Source organism: Dictyobacter formicarum, from assembly GCF_016587435.1.
Genome location: NZ_BNJJ01000001.1, coordinates 336,506 through 352,219 on the forward strand (window position 1 = coordinate 336,506; position 15,714 = coordinate 352,219).

4 protein-coding genes are annotated in these 15,714 nt (G+C 45.8%); 3 read left to right on the top strand and 1 reads right to left on the bottom strand.

The features are described 5' to 3' along the window. Window positions 1-4: 4 nt before the first annotated feature. Window positions 5-3,880: a TerB N-terminal domain-containing protein gene (locus JMI88_RS01370; protein WP_201359958.1), complete on the bottom strand. Its 3,876-nt coding sequence runs from the start codon at window positions 3,878-3,880 to the stop codon at window positions 5-7. 718 nt (window positions 3,881-4,598) lie between these two features. Between JMI88_RS01370 and JMI88_RS01375 the strand changes: the two genes are divergently transcribed. Genes JMI88_RS01375 through JMI88_RS01385 form a run of 3 tightly spaced genes read left to right on the top strand, consistent with a single transcriptional unit; the run spans window position 4,599 to window position 15,480 of the window. Then, the gene (locus tag JMI88_RS01375) at window positions 4,599-8,516 is read left to right on the top strand and encodes a protein kinase domain-containing protein (RefSeq protein ID WP_201359959.1); all 3,918 of its coding nucleotides are present in this window, start codon (window positions 4,599-4,601) and stop codon (window positions 8,514-8,516) included. A gap of 11 nt (window positions 8,517-8,527) precedes the next feature. Further along, a complete protein-coding gene (mads7, locus tag JMI88_RS01380) occupies window positions 8,528-10,213 on the top strand; it encodes a methylation-associated defense system protein MAD7 (protein ID WP_201359960.1) in 1,686 nt (561 codons plus the stop codon). A gap of 5 nt (window positions 10,214-10,218) precedes the next feature. After that, window positions 10,219-15,480 (top strand): ATP-binding protein, encoded by a 5,262-nt coding sequence (locus JMI88_RS01385; protein ID WP_201359961.1) that lies wholly within the window; start codon window positions 10,219-10,221, stop codon window positions 15,478-15,480. Window positions 15,481-15,714: the final 234 nt, after the last annotated feature.

Below are 15,714 nucleotides of genomic sequence, written 5' to 3' on the forward strand. Positions count from 1 at the left end.
ATGCTTACCTACCTTTAGAAGAAATATACCAGTTAACCAGGCTCCCGGCTGTTGTGTAAAGGTGATCAAAAATAGTTCGTGTATCAGGGTCAATTAACAAATCTCCAAGTTGTTCGTCAACTGGAGAATTGACCTCATCAATCAGCTTAGAAATAGGGCGACGGGCTTTGTGCTCAACCGTAGGTAATTGTACCTGTTGTCCTTGATAAAGTAATGTAATTATTTCCCAATGTACGGGTTGCCATTGTTGAAGAATTGCTCTCCAATCCTCATCCACATCTGCAACAGTATCAATGACATTGCTTGTCACGGGAGTAATAACAACAAGATCTGGCATGGATGTAATGTATGATTGCTCTTGTTTCTCTTCTCCCTCAATAACCAGGCGTCCCTGTAATTGTTCAGATTCTTCTCGCAACTTCGAGATAGCCTCCGAGTTCAGTTGAACAATAGAATTGATCATTTGCGGGGCAGATCTTGTACTATCAGACACAGTTTGTGCAGGTTCTCGTACTATCTCTGACTCTGGTTGAATTGGCTCAATAGATATCTGAATATTAATATCAGGTTGTATTGATGCATTTTCAACTTCTTGTTTGGCCTCCATTTCAGGTTGGGATCCAGGAGAGGCTGGAGTTGAGATACCCTGAAGTTGCTCTTCGTCCACAATAAACAAGCGCTCTTGTAATTTTTCTGCTTCCTGATGCAGTTGAACAATAAACTTCTGATTTAGTTCAATAATAGGACGTTTAGATGGCAATTTTGGATTGCGTCTTGTGCTTTCAGGAACTTTTTCTTCAAGCTCTTTGCGCTGAACACGCACATTTCCTGGAACAATATCTGGCAAGGCTAAAAGAGATGATGCAGGCTTAACTGAGATCTGCTCAATGAGTGATTGAGCATCAGTGCTATGCATAATATGTAGTTGTTTCAACTCCCGAGAGGTTTTCTTATTGAGGAGATACAAAAGTAGAGAACGCGATTCTTGAAGCATTGAAGTTGACGATTGCTGTTCTATTAAGCCCATAGAACTTCTCAACCGGGCTAACGATTTGCTGATCAACATTGACTCAATCGCTGCTTGCCAAATCACAGCAATTGTAGGGGTGAAAGGTTCTGTGATACTTTGATATAATTTTTGTTGGAGATAATCTGCATATTTAAGAATACCTGATAGTGCACGATGAAATTCTATATTATTGAATGCCGCATTTATTTCAAGAACAGTGATCGAAGAATATGTGTGTTCAGTTAATGCCCCCTTAAAAGGCTCCCTTTTCACAGCATGAGTCGACCCACGATCATATAAGGATATGATTCCTGGTATATTCTTTTGACGACGAAGGTAATCATCAACTCCAACAATCGAAGTGCGATGTATGTCTTCTAATATATGATTACTCTTATTTCTCCGGTAAAATAGCGATTGTCTATCTAATCCAGCTAACTTATAGAGCACCGCCAACGGCATTTGCGCCCAGTCACCACCCTGGCGTAACCATGCTTCTGCAATTAGCTGCTCATCAACAGCACATTGAGGAACCGTTAACAGGAATGCATACCAATGCATTGCAGTAAAGGATAGCTTATAAACAACACAGAAATCAGCGATCCAAGGAATCAGATAATTATCCAATTGCGGAAATTTATCTCGATAATGCGTCCATAACGCCCTGAGACGTGTACATGCCATTGCAGGGGTTGTGAAACCGATACATGCAAGAGTTTCATAGACATGCATTAAAATATAGCCAATATCCGTTGGTGGATAGCGATCATTACGTACTTCATTCCGCCAATAGAAATACCACTGAAGTTCCTTCTCATCCATATCGGTGTAAATAGGATAACTGCTCTGATGTGGTACCAGGGAGACACGGCTATATGACATATCTTTCCATTTCCGTGCTTGTTCCCAAAAGGATATCAGTCGTGAAGGGACCAGTTTCATCAATGCATCCGATTTTGGCGTTCCCTTACTGGGCATATCAGTCCCTTTAACTTCTGGCTGATCAGAAACAGGTGGAAGGGAAGTGGCAGGATATAATTTCTCATTTTTTTTATGTGCGCTTGGAGATGCTGATTTAGGCATAGTCGGAGAAACTCGTTGAGCAGTATTTAAGATAGAAACACTTTCGCCCATTGCTGCGCTATTGTAGTTTCCCGATAGACTGAAAAGATAACGAGCACAGAATTGCTCGTAGTATTTTTCAGGTAAATGCAACGTGTGCATAATTAGTGGGCTTAATGCGGACTTCGAAGTCACTGAAGTGAGTGCCCAGTCCCATTTCAATAGGGATAATGGCCTGGATAGAAATCGCTCATCCAATAATTGATCTAATGCTTGAAAAATAACTAATGTCCATGAATGTAGCATAAGGACAGGTTCATCGCGCAGCGTCACAAGTGATGCTACTGTTATATAACTACGTACAGTAGAATCATTAATAGCACGTGTCACTGACCCTTTCTTGTTTGACGGAACCAGCCAGAGGATGCGCGCCCGCTGATTTTCGCGCAACAAATTCTCGCAGGAATTGATAAACATTGTCACGGATCCTAATGATTCATCAACAATGCCGCCAGGTATTCCATGATACTGTAATTGCCCAAAAACATCTTGACCACGTTCAACAGGTGTCATTCCATTTAGTTGAATAGTATGAGCAATAGGTTTCTTATTCAAAAGAGCAATCCGCTGTGTATCAAAACCCATCACCTCTTCTGGATATAACACTTTTGTAGCCCGCTGCTGTTGAATAGTGTTAAAAATATTATATGAATTATGCGGCCACTCAAACCAAATACCATATTGCTGAATAAAACGTTGATTTCTTTGGTATGCTGCTAAAAGAGCATTCATATCAAGAATATGTTGTTGATACTGATACGTTGTAGTAATAATATATTTACCAACGCCATTTTCATAGGTGCGGATAAAAGAAAGGATAGCCCTCAAAGTAGCAATAGATACAATGGGATTCGCTTGAATGATTTTTTCCGCCATATCATCACTTATCAGATGATACAGACGAAGGATTGGCAATTGTTCATTGATAAAAACAGGTACATTAGTTCCGTAGAAGACAGCTAAAGGTTCTTGTAATAGTAATCCATACATCACAGGCGTTAATGCCTGATGCGGAAACTGAATGACAGCCCGATTTGCCAACAAAACATTCATCGGCTGCAGAGGGATTTGACTGATAGGTAGAAGTTGGGGATAATTACATTGTAATGCGAGTGCAAACTTTCCATTTCTAGCATCTGTAACGGTCACTTGCAGTACAAAATCGGTGATGTACTGAAAATCAACGCGAATGGGCAGATAAGGTTGCAAAGAAGGATTAATCATGTTCAACAAGAAATTAGTCTGCTGCACAGGCACAATTAGATTTTTAAGTTGTGAATCTACAGCACTTGATGGATGAGTGCTCAACGACCAAATTTTTTCCCCTTTTTGGAACCATCCCATCCCTAAATAATGATCTGCGCCTTCAAAATGACCTTCGATACAAACCAAAGAACTATTAAGAGTCCAGACTAGCGTGACATCCTGTGGCTGATTTACTTCTTCTAACCCGGTCAAAGCAGACGCGTCGACAATAAAATTTTCAGATACCAGAGGCATAAGATTTTGCCACAGCTGCTTGACCAGTGGATAAGGTTGAGGACCCATGGATATATGATGATCATCAATCCATCTGTTAAGTAGCTCTGGCAATGCATAACGTAGACTTGGAGAATGCCAGTCTTGTAGCAATCGATTGCCCCTATAGAATTGGACTTCAATGCCACCATCTACGACTGCAAATTTAATCACTACAGGAGAAAGCCAAGGAAATAAATTTGATAGAAAAGATGGACGAATATTTTCCATGAGTATCATCACCTATGAGAGAGCTTTATACGAACACCTGAAGATTGTCTCTCTCAGTTCTATCTAAAGAAGTTCAGCGTTCGGCGCTTCCGTAGTCCCTATATCTCGTGACAGAAACCGCGTTTGTAGAGTAAATATCCAAGATAGTCGCTATTACATCTTAGCCGTTAGTGCTACAAGAATGGCCATTGAATCAATAGCATTTTCAAACTCGCCTATTCATCCTAAAGATGAACTCCAACGATGTAATAAATATTAATAGACGCTTACCGAATTCATTGCACACTTTTGACTATACAAATTATTTTAACCATTAATCTTTAACTTTTCCATAAGACGTCATAAATAATCCCATGAAGCACTAAAAATGTCAAGTATATATTCTCTTAGGCATATTACTTATCACTACTTCTACAATTGCCAATAGTATGTTGCCCACTAGAAAACAGTATTAATCCTTACTCCTTCCGCCATTGACAGTCTGATATAGTTAATATCAGACTTTATTTATTATGTAATAGATACTTTTGGTCCATCAGATTCTACAGCCGTTGATACTTGTATGCACTTTGCAAATATGCTATATTCTTTACACTACAAATATGTATTCTCATCATGAATTCAAAAAATCATGTCCTTCCTCTTTAAAGATAGCGTATCACTATTGTGAAATACTATAGCTCACGCTGAAAACTGAAAACACAAAGGAGCATTCAACGTGGCCGAATTAATAAGTGCGGGCCCATCTTCTTTTGCAACAGAAGGGGAACGCCAGGCTGCAACAGTGTTACAGCAACAACTTCCTGCTGATTGGATCATTATCTGTAATAAAATTCTTCCTACCAATGATGATCGCTCTTTTGAAATTGACTTTATCATTATTGGTAAAAACTGGGTTTTTCTATTGGATGAGAAGTCGTGGCATGGGCGTATTCGTGGCGACGACGAACAGTGGATACGGGCCAATGGCTCCTCGGAAAGAAGTCCTCTCGCAAAAATTGATTACACCGCGAAGATATTTGCAGGCCAACTTGGCTATAAGGTGACACCGCTCAAACAGGGTGCACATTATGTTCGTGGGGGAGTTCTTTTATCGGTACAAGAAGTCTATCCGCAAATTCATGATAATCGCGCAACTCATGGTGTGTTTCTCCTCTCTGATGCCTGCCAACGTCTGCAAAAATTAGATCAACAAGGGGGAAACCCTGCCGTTGGACAGTGGAGTGCGAAAATCAAAGAAGCGTTGCTCCATTTAAATAATCGTCCCGAGGTGCCAAAGAGCATTAATTTCTTGAAGATTGATGATGCAGTCTCGCTCAGACCTAATGTCCGCCTCTTCTACGCTTCGGTGGAAGATGATCCAACTGACGTTCGGCATTTACTGGTTTATAATCTTGGCAAAAATCCGCTACAAGCCAAAGAGTTAGCCGATTTCTATAAGCAAGAATATAAGACGATCAAAAAGCTCCAATCCACTGGACTGGTTCCAGATGTGCAGGATCCATTTATCTGGTCCGAAGATTATTTAATCGTTACTATCACTCCTCCAAAAGGCAAATCGTTAAAAGCAACACCGCTTCCAGAGACGCGCGAAGAATTCGTACAGGAGTTGCAACTTGCAGCAGCCTGCTTTAAGGGTCTGGATCAAATTCATGCACAAGGTGTGCTTCATCGAGCACTGGGTCCAGAAACGATTTATGTGCAGAGCAAGCAACCGGCCAAAATCACATTTACGAACTTCTATGCTGCTCGTATGGGCACCAATACAATTGCGCCCTCTCTGGATGCGCTTTCATTCGAAGATCCCTATGCCTCAATAGATGTTGCGATTGGCTATGAATATGCCACCATACAAACAGATACCTTTAGTATGGCGCTCATTCTATTGGAGCGCCTCTCAGGCACAGCAATTACCAAACTGCGTACAAACGTAGAAGGTGCAATCCTCTTTCCAGACCAGCCTCGCTGGTCGTCCTTCCTGGTAAAGGAGCAGGCAGACCAGTTACATGAGCTCTTTAAAGAGCTGTTGCAGCCACCGGATAACACACAGATCACAGCAAAAGCGGCGGGTACCCGACTGGCGGAGTTGGCTCACAATGTCAGCAATGCCACCAAAGGCGAAGAGGGACGCATACTCTGCAAAGACTTCCGCATCCAACGTGTGCTGGGACAGGGAATGATGGCACGCACCTATCTGGTAAGCAATATAAATTACCAGGAACTTGGCTCCTACGTCCTGAAACAATTTCTCCGCACAGAAGAAGTGAATAACCAGGCAGTTGCAGAATATAAAGCATTAAAAGGTATTTCTAGTATCTATCTACCACGTATTGACTTCATCTTCGCGCCAGATGATGACGCGCACATTTTGATGGAGCATATCCCTGGACCCACGCTGCAGCAAGTTGAAAGTGAGTTTCCCTGGCCTCTAGACCGCTGGTGGTCTTTTGCTCAACATTTACTGAATGCGGTAGAGATACTAGAACAAAAAGCTCTGCTACATAGGGATATCAAACCAGCCAACATTATGCTTCATGAAAGCAATAATCATCCAGTCTTGATTGACTTTGGCTTTGCGATGCAGATTGGCGAGAACAAGCATATCGCAGGGACACCACTGTATTTGCCACCGGAGGCAAAATATGGTGAACCAACGCCTGCATCAACCGATCGTTATGCGGCAGCTATTGTGCTTTTCCAGACATTAACGGGTCTACTCCCCTTTACAAAGGCTCCCAATGGACAACGCGATCCTATTTCACTCGACCAGTTTGTAGAAACCCGCATACGTCGCATCGCAACCGTGCTCCAGCGAGCCACGGCCAACGATCCAGATCAGCGTCCAACCACAATTGGTCAGTTACGGGACGACCTTCAGCTTGCTTTTATGGCACTGGAAGAACCTGTCACCACCCACGAACTCGAGAAGCAGATTAACCCCTGGGTTGATAATATTCGTAGCCTCTATCGCAATAGCGACAGCGGCAATATGAATAATCGTGGTCTGGATAGCGAGTTTGTACGCGAGACCTATATAGCAACAGCATTAGATAAAGAGCTCTTGCCAGCCATCTTTGAGCAGTTGCCGCATGTGCTGTTTCTCTCTGGCAATCCTGGCGATGGCAAGACAGCCTTCCTGGAAAAGGTATTTGAGGAACTGAAGCAGCGCGGTGGGCAAATCATCGATAAAAATCCGAGTGGCTGGTCGATAAGCTATAAGGAGCACACGTTCCGCAGTTGCTATGATGCTTCAGAATCACACGAACACCTCAGTGCGGATGAGCAGTTGAGTGAAAAATTGCAGGGATTGGAAGGTTCTACGCCTCCTACGGATAAGGTGACTGTTCTGGTAGCAATCAATGATGGTCGCCTCTTTGACTTCTTCCAGCGCAGACGCGAGCAATTTTTCTGGATGGGCAGCCAGATTGATCAATTGACGGACCGGCAAGCTATGACGAGTCAGGATGTGTGGTTGGTCGATATGAAGCAGCGCGCCTTTGTCAGTTTGCCAGGAGAAGACGAACACTCGATTTTCCAGCCCATGTTGGCACGGTTTGTACAACCCCAGCACTGGACGATCTGTGAGAGCTGCTCGGCACAGGATATCTGCCCTATTCGCAAGAACGCATTGGCGCTTAAGAAGAAGGCGGTAGCCAGTCGCTTAGAATACCTCTTCTTACTCATTCATCTACGCAGACAACGACATATTACGATGCGTGACTTGCGCTCGGCGGTCTCCTATATACTGACAGGCAACAAAAGTTGTCAAGATATCCATGATCTCAATGAAGGAACTGAGATAGGTACCTCCTTGACCAATCTTGCCTACTGGCAAAATATATTCATGAGCAATAATACACATGATGAGCTCTTGGAAGACATTGCCAGCCTTGATCCCGCGCGCTTTGCACGGCCTCACCTGGATCGTTTTCTACACTTTCATCAGTTGGAGAGCGATGCGCTCGTACGCCGACAGATCTTCCGAGACAAGCAAGATATAGCACCACAACGTTTCAAGAGTACCACTGATTGGATGGCTGCGGCAAAACGCCGTCTCTACTTTGAGGCAGCCCCATCAAAACCAGAGGCAGGCTTACCAGAAATAAAATGGAAAAATCTGCTGCCGTATCGCTATGCAGCGAGGTTCATAGATTTGCTCAATGATCGTATCGATCCCGAGGCGGTCCTCAAAAATCTTGCACTTGGCTTGCTGCGCTCGGATGAAGTGTTCGAAGATGTCCCAGACGATAAGTTGAGCGTCAAGGTTAGCGCATCCGCTGCACAACAACTGGTTGTCCTGAAACAGCTTCCCCTAGACGATTTCGAGCTGATTGTTTCGGCACCACAACATACACAGCTAATCGAAACTCTACCGGAGATGGTGGTGCTCCAGCATAAAAGTGGTACACCACGCATGGAAATCACATTGGATCTTTTTGAGCTGCTCATTCAGCTAGCCAGCGGACTACAACCCAACGCTCGTGAGTACGCCTCTTTACTTGAGGATCTTAAGCCATTCAAGAACGCCCTCTTGCTACGTGAGACACAGGAACTCATTCTCATCGAGAGTGAATTTCGCACCCATCATATCGCGCAACGAGATGGAAAAATCATTCGCGAACAGATTGTGGGATAGGAAAAAATATCATGAAGATAAAATTACCAAAGGATCTAAAAGGAGTGGTTTTTCCACGCATCCTCATTGTCGAATTAAACGACTTTGATATAGATATCTTTCTACCATCATTATTCTTTACTATCCTGGCGCAAGGTAAAGGCAAAGCTAAAATAACCAATGATCCAAAAGAGATTACACGCTATATTGATCAACTGGCTAATCATCCCGATGTAGAAGGCTTTCAAAACGCAGAAGGGCGACGCGTGTTAGAACGTCTCATACGTACATCTCTGATTATTACTGGTAATGCTGGTCAAGGAGGAACAAAAGGAGAACAAATTGTCTCACTTGTACCTTACACTATTTTAACCCATAAGACTGGGCTCCCAGTATCCCGCCGACATCGGCAGGCTGATGTGTTTGTTTACCAAACACTGCGTGATTATTTGAAAGGAGATCAGCCATTACGCGACTTCGTTAAACTTGTGTTCGGAAAAGGTATAGAAATTGGACAACTTCCTGAGCTGGGAGGAACCTATGATGGTCATGCACAATTAGATATACTTACCCGACTATCCATTGCCTTTATCGACGGCTTTAAGAATACACGGCCACAACTTAATCGTGAAAAAAGATTACCCAATGCTTTTCCTGGTCTGGTCAATGAATTGGCCAAGGACTTACTGCGCTACCTCTTTGAATTTCACAGTAAGATGCCAACGCAAGCATTTACGTATAACTTATTGGCACTGATCAATTTTGAGCTCTTCAATTATACGCTACATGTAGTGCATGCTATTAATGAACTAGTCGCCAGCCCTGAAGTATTACCTGCCGCGATGCAAGATGATAAACACCTCTCGGCCTTACAGATGTATGTAGATTTTACTAATGGGTCCACTCCGCGCAGTCTTGAGATGTCCAAAGCTTGCGTGCGCCGGGATATTGAAACGTATCAACAATTCTTGTACTCAAACTTACTTTTGCGGCAACTTGATATCTACATAAGTAAACTACGCAATAATCCTCGCAGAAAAGTAGAAGTTGAGAAAATCATCCCCCCTGACTCTTCCGGAGCTCAATATCTCCAAGGATTATTACTGCTACAGGAAGATCCCAGGATTAATGTTCATTTGGAAGCTGCTGCTCAGCTAGATGAAGAACGTATTCGCACCGAAAATATGGAAAAAGAAGAAGGCGAAAATTCAGAATCCCTACAAGTACTGGATAGCATCGCAAACACTGGTGAGACCGATCTAGAACGTATCATCAACTTACTTGCTGAGGCACAACGTGGTGATGCCCTTGCTCACTTTATTCAATGGTTCTATGGATCTGGTGGCCTAAAAAAGCCACATGGTGTCTTGCGTGGCCTGACGACACACCGCCAGACATGGCGCTATGCTCCTGAAAATGACCTTTTAGCAGCGTTAGTACAGGTGGCAACAGCACGTCTATCTGGCCCTAACCAGTTACGACCTATCAAACTGCGAGAATTCCTGGATTTCTTGAAAGAGCGCTATGGCATCCTGGTAGATACGCCACCAGCACCGTTTGAGGGGGCAGAGTATGCGGCGGCGGCGCGCGATAATCTGCGTGCTATGCTTGGGCGTTTACGGCAGATGGGAATTTTCCGTGATCTTTCAGATGATTTTACAGTACAACGCCTGCATGCGCCCTATGCTGGTACTGAGCACGTGAAGGTTGAGGCATAAGCATAATGATTAGTAGCAATATAAATACAAAAAATACGAAACGTGTCTCACTTCTAGCTGAAGATATTCTATCTCATTTTAAAGGCACACAGCTAGGACATTGTGCTCGCGTCAATTATCTTTCTAATGCAGAGGCAAATGCCCTTTGTCAATACATCAATACCGCATCACGTAAGAACATTTCCGCCTATGTCCTGACAAAACAAAATACACAGCTTGCTTCATCCTCAACATATATTACTGTTGATAAAGCCATTGAGCTACGCAATCGCAAAGAAGAGACTCTCTGTCTCTTCGTGCCAGCGGATCTGATCGACGCAGCATATAGCTCATTAGGCAACTCCTTTGCGATCATCAATGGGCAGGAACTACACACGCATGCGCTAAAGCGCGTGATGAGTCAATTGCCGGTCAAGGCGGCTCGGTTCGTGCGGGCCACATTTTCACAACTACGCGGTTCGTTAAATGTCAGTGATAATCAAAAGCTTGATTTTGCCATGGCGGTTCTCAAAAGGGCAGAGGAGCTTGAGTTGCAACAGGCTGGACTGGAGCTCTGGCGGGTCGGATTGATCAGTGACGCGACGGTTGGGGAACTGGTCAACGCAGCGATCCCTTCGGAACTTGATATCAAGTTAGAGCAGAATCGCCGCAGTACCCTGGCCCTGGCACGACCTACGAAAATTGATGCGACAACCCGGGACCGCATTCAAAATTTAAAAGTAGATGGGCAGACCGCACTCAAGCTTAATCTGTTCTTCAAAGGACGCTCCCTCAATGATGTGCAATCATGGTCGCGCGCTCTGGCTGAGAAGCAGGAGCTGACGTTCGATACCTGGGTGTTTCCAGCCTCTGAAAAAAGCGATATTCGCGAGATTAAAATCAAGCCGTTTGTGAATGCCAAAGGAGAGGTTGAAAAAGCATGCAAGCTCATTCAGCCGGATGGAGCCAGAGGAAGCTTGATCGCAAAATGCGCGCCAAAAGAAAAGCTAGCGGTAAGCTGGATTAGCGACCCTGTACAACCAGAAAATCTCGGGGGATGGCGCGTGGCGATTGTTCCAGCTGACAGCGATTTTGAAGTCGATAACAGTATCGATCTACCAGAGCGAGACTTACCAGCCTCGCGACGTACAATTACTATTAACATGGATATTGCTTTTGAAGAGCCACCTGACTTTGCTGTCTGTGTACGCGTTATGCCCATCAATAAAGATGGAACAGTGATCGTCAATGAGGATGGGGATGAAATCTATAAAGACAGTGGTGAATTTTATCTCTCTAAAGATATTACCAAGCCAGAGACCGGCCCTGCTGTGCGCGATAGTAAGTTTGTGGTTCCTAATCTCGCCTATGGACGGCTCTCATATTGTGCTGAAGTCAAAGATAAAGATCTGACTGAGGCTGAGCCACAATGGAGTAATAAGGATCTGGCCTATTTCAACCTCAGGCTGAATGAGCGCCATATGTTACAGGTTGGCATTAGTCAACCTTTATTGGACTTAGAGCGCCGAAGCCTGGCAGAGCCACGCAAACATGCCAGTTTTGTGCTTGATATCAATGACATACATACAATCAGTGCAGACGATATCGTTTCTAAAACATTATCAACCAGTGAAAATGAGATATGGTCAGCATTCTGGAAGACGCGTGATAATTTCTTCACGCGCCTGAGAAAGACCTCTCATCGCGATGTTGTTGAAGTAGCTGAATGGACAACTGAACTGGTAAACGCGGGCCTGCGCTATGCCCAGGCATATAAAGAATTGCTTGAGGATTTGTTAGAACGCGAGGAAAGCCGCCAGGAACTTCTGGAAGCGCTCTCCATAGACTCAGTGCTTGTCCGTATCGCTGGTCGCCAGGATAATATTGAGGAAGCCGTCGTAACGCTGCCAATTCATCCACTGCGCGTTGCCTGGATGGTCAGCTATACACAGTTGCTACAGACCTGGGAAACTAAAGTGTTGGCAATTACAACACAACGAGAGCGTAAGTATAACCTCGATCTTCAGGCCTTAAGCCTGCTGACACCGATCAATGTGCCACCATTTGCCTATCATGTGGACACGGCAACAACCTTCACTTTTTTCCAGAATCTGCGCTTCTTTCACGGTGTCTCGCTACCCGCTGGCGTCCCTGATCCTCATCGCCGCTATGGTGATGTTGGGCTCATCTTTGGGATGGCAGTGGATCAGAGCGAGTTCGGCAATACTCATCCCGAGCAACTGGCCGAACATCTTCGAGGCTTCCTCGACCTTCATGATTATACAAATACGCTGGTTACCACCCTGGTCAATCCTGATCGCGGCGACTTCTTTGCTGAAGCCCTTAAACAACTGCTTCCTACCCATAAGCTCAATGAGGATGATGAGACACAGCATCACCAGGTGCGCACCTTTCAAATTACCGCCTATACAGATAGTCGCCATAAAAGTACACTCCAGGCAATTGAGCAGGTGCGCCAGCTACAAATAGACCAACAACAATATCGACAGAAAACAGATCACTTTCTCCCTGGCATTACAACGACCTCGCGCAAAATGGAGCAGCTTGGCAAGTCCATTCCCGAGGCCCATATTGCAGTCGTGACAGATATTACCAGACCAGCGATGAGAACGTTCCAGGCTTCCGACCAGAATACGGCAACCACCACCAGCTTTTCGCTCTATGGCCTGGTGGTGCGCTTCGTTTCGCGCTTCTCGGTGGCGCAAGATGCGCTACGCTGGCAACATCGCGTCGTTACAGAGGGTGTGCGCAAGCCAGAGACACATCCTGCAGGCATTCGCTATAGCGAGCTCCTCATTGAGTTGCAGACAGCAATGCTCGATGCTGGAGGATGTGTGCTCAGCAATACCATCAGCACCCATCCTGCGTTAGAGGTAACCCTGGGTAGCGAACAACGCCAGCTTTTGGAACGGCTGCACGAAAGTACAAACTGGGTCGTCACTCTGGATCGCTTCTTTACGCTGGATTACTATGATTCACCCAATGAACCAGAGCTAAATAATCTAGCTCGGAAGTATGTCCTGGACTACTCACCCGAGTTTACCGACGGCCTGGGTCATCGCATGATGGTCACCACTGCCTGGCACGAAGAGATCCAATCGCTGCTGAGCCAGGCGATGAATGATCTCGGGTTCACTCATGTCGATCAGAGTGTCAGCCATCTGCTCCATCATTTAAAGACCATCTCGGGTCGGCTGGCGCTGCAGGCACTTGAGTCATCTACCACGGCAGCGGCAGCGGTGGGGCTGGGAGTTGTCACAGCCTGGCTACAACAAAAAGGCCGCTTGAAGCAAGCCGTCCTTATACCAGTTGATACTTATCCACGCCTTTTTTCACTGGATAGCTCAGGCAAATCCATTGCAGGCGAACGGCGCTGTGACCTCGTTTTGATCTCGCTGAAGCGAAACATTGTCGACGCTACCTTCATAGAGGTCAAATGGAGGCGAGGACGCGTCCCATTCGAAGATCTCTCGCGCGATATGGTGTTACAGATGAAAAGCTCGGCCACCATCATGCGCAATCGCTTTTTCAATGATGGTCGTGTGGATGGTGCGCTACAGCGCTCGTACCTCGCCAATGTGCTGCGCTTCTACTTTGAACGCTCACGCCGCTACCAGTTGTTCGACCCAGAGGCCGAGCACTCCTTTCTGGAACACGTCTCTCGACTTGAGAAAACAGGACTCGACTTCCGCCCCAGTTATGAAGGCTACATTGTCAGCCTCGAAGGCGAGGAACGCAAACCGTTCCCCATGGATGAGGCACGCATTACCGTGTTGACGGCCAAAGATTTTGAGCAATCAACCGAATTCTCATCTCAAATCTACACTCCAGTTGACTATACCGACGAAGTAGTCGAAGACCTGGTAGTGCAAGCTGAGGATGAGAATGACGAAGATCATGACGCACCTCCACCGCGACCAGTTAGCACAAGTGAGCAAGATCATCAATCAGTTGTCGTTCAAGAAAACGAGCCTTCCGATCCAACTAATACTGGCATCGCAGCCAATCAGCCAGACAATGAGCAGTTAGAGGCCGAAAACGACACTGACTTCTCAGCAGAAGAGCATACAAACGATAAAACTCAAAAGTTAAGCGCCATCGATATGTCATCGATGCATGCACCTAGGCAATCGCCCATTCCAGAACCGGTGCAGACACAGCCAGAGGCAAAATCAGAGCCAGCACCGGAGAGCATCAATAATCAAGCACCCGTGCAGGTTTCTCTGGGAGAGGCCGTTGGCGCGAACCTTGACGTTGACTGGCAACCAGCCGTAAGCGGAAGTCCACACCTGTTCGTCCTGGGCATTCCAGGTCAGGGAAAATCGTGGACGGTCACGCGATTGTTGACCGAGTTGGGTAGACAACAGGTGCCCGCATTGGTGCTGGACTTCCATGGGCAGTTTGCCGATCCCAGCGAACCATTTGTACAGGCCATCAATCCAACCGTGCTTGACGCTGCCCGTGGTCTTCCCTTCTCTCCATTTGAATGCTCGCTGGAGGGTGGAAGCAACGGCTGGCAAGCCAACAGCTATGCCGTCGCGGAAATCTTCGGGCATGTGGTGGATCTGGGCAATATGCAGCGCGACGTTGTCTTTTCAGCCATTCGCGATGCGTATAAAGATCATGGCTTCAGCGATGATCCTGATCAGATCATCAAGGGGCTCACATACCCGACGCTGGCGGAGGTGCTTCAAAACATTGAAACCCTGGCCCAGGCGCGCAGGGTCTCCAATGTCGCCGCACGCTGCCGTCCACTGCTTGAAATGAACCTGTTCCGCCCTCAGGAACAGGCTCCAGATCTGCTCACACTGGTCCGTTCTGGCCTGGTCGTAGACCTCCACAACTTATATGTGGAGACCCTGCAACAGGCCGCCGGAGCGTTTGTGCTCAGAAAGATCTATAAAGATATGTTCAGTTGGGGATACGCCAAGCGGCTCCGCCTGGCCATCGTCCTTGACGAGGCGCACCGCCTGGCTAAAGATGTCACCTTGCCCAAGATCATGCGCGAAGGTCGCAAGTTCGGAATCGCCGTCATCGTCGCCAGCCAAGGCATGGCCGACTTCCATCCCGACGTCCTTGGCACCGCCGGCACCAAAGTTATATTCCGCATGAACTTCCCGGACTCCAAAAAGGTCGCCGGCTTCATCCGTGGCCTCCCTGGTCAAGATCTACCAGCCCGCATCGAACAGCTCGGAGTCGGTACCGCCTACGTCCAGACACCAGAGATGAGCGTCGGCTCAGTCGTCAAAATGCACCCACTGAAGTAATGTATTGCCAACATAGAGTTGATCTGAATCTCTTTGTTAAGTAGAGGTTCAGATCAATTAAAAAGGTGTGGTGCCATGAGTAACATTAGTACTAAAAATGGAAAAAACTTGCGCAGCCATGATTATTTGGAAATCCAATAAATATTGGCCTAAAATTTTGCTTTACTATAGTGATTTATGGAATTTTTCATGGTATACTAATAGAGCACAACTCTACAAGTTTTATACATTAAT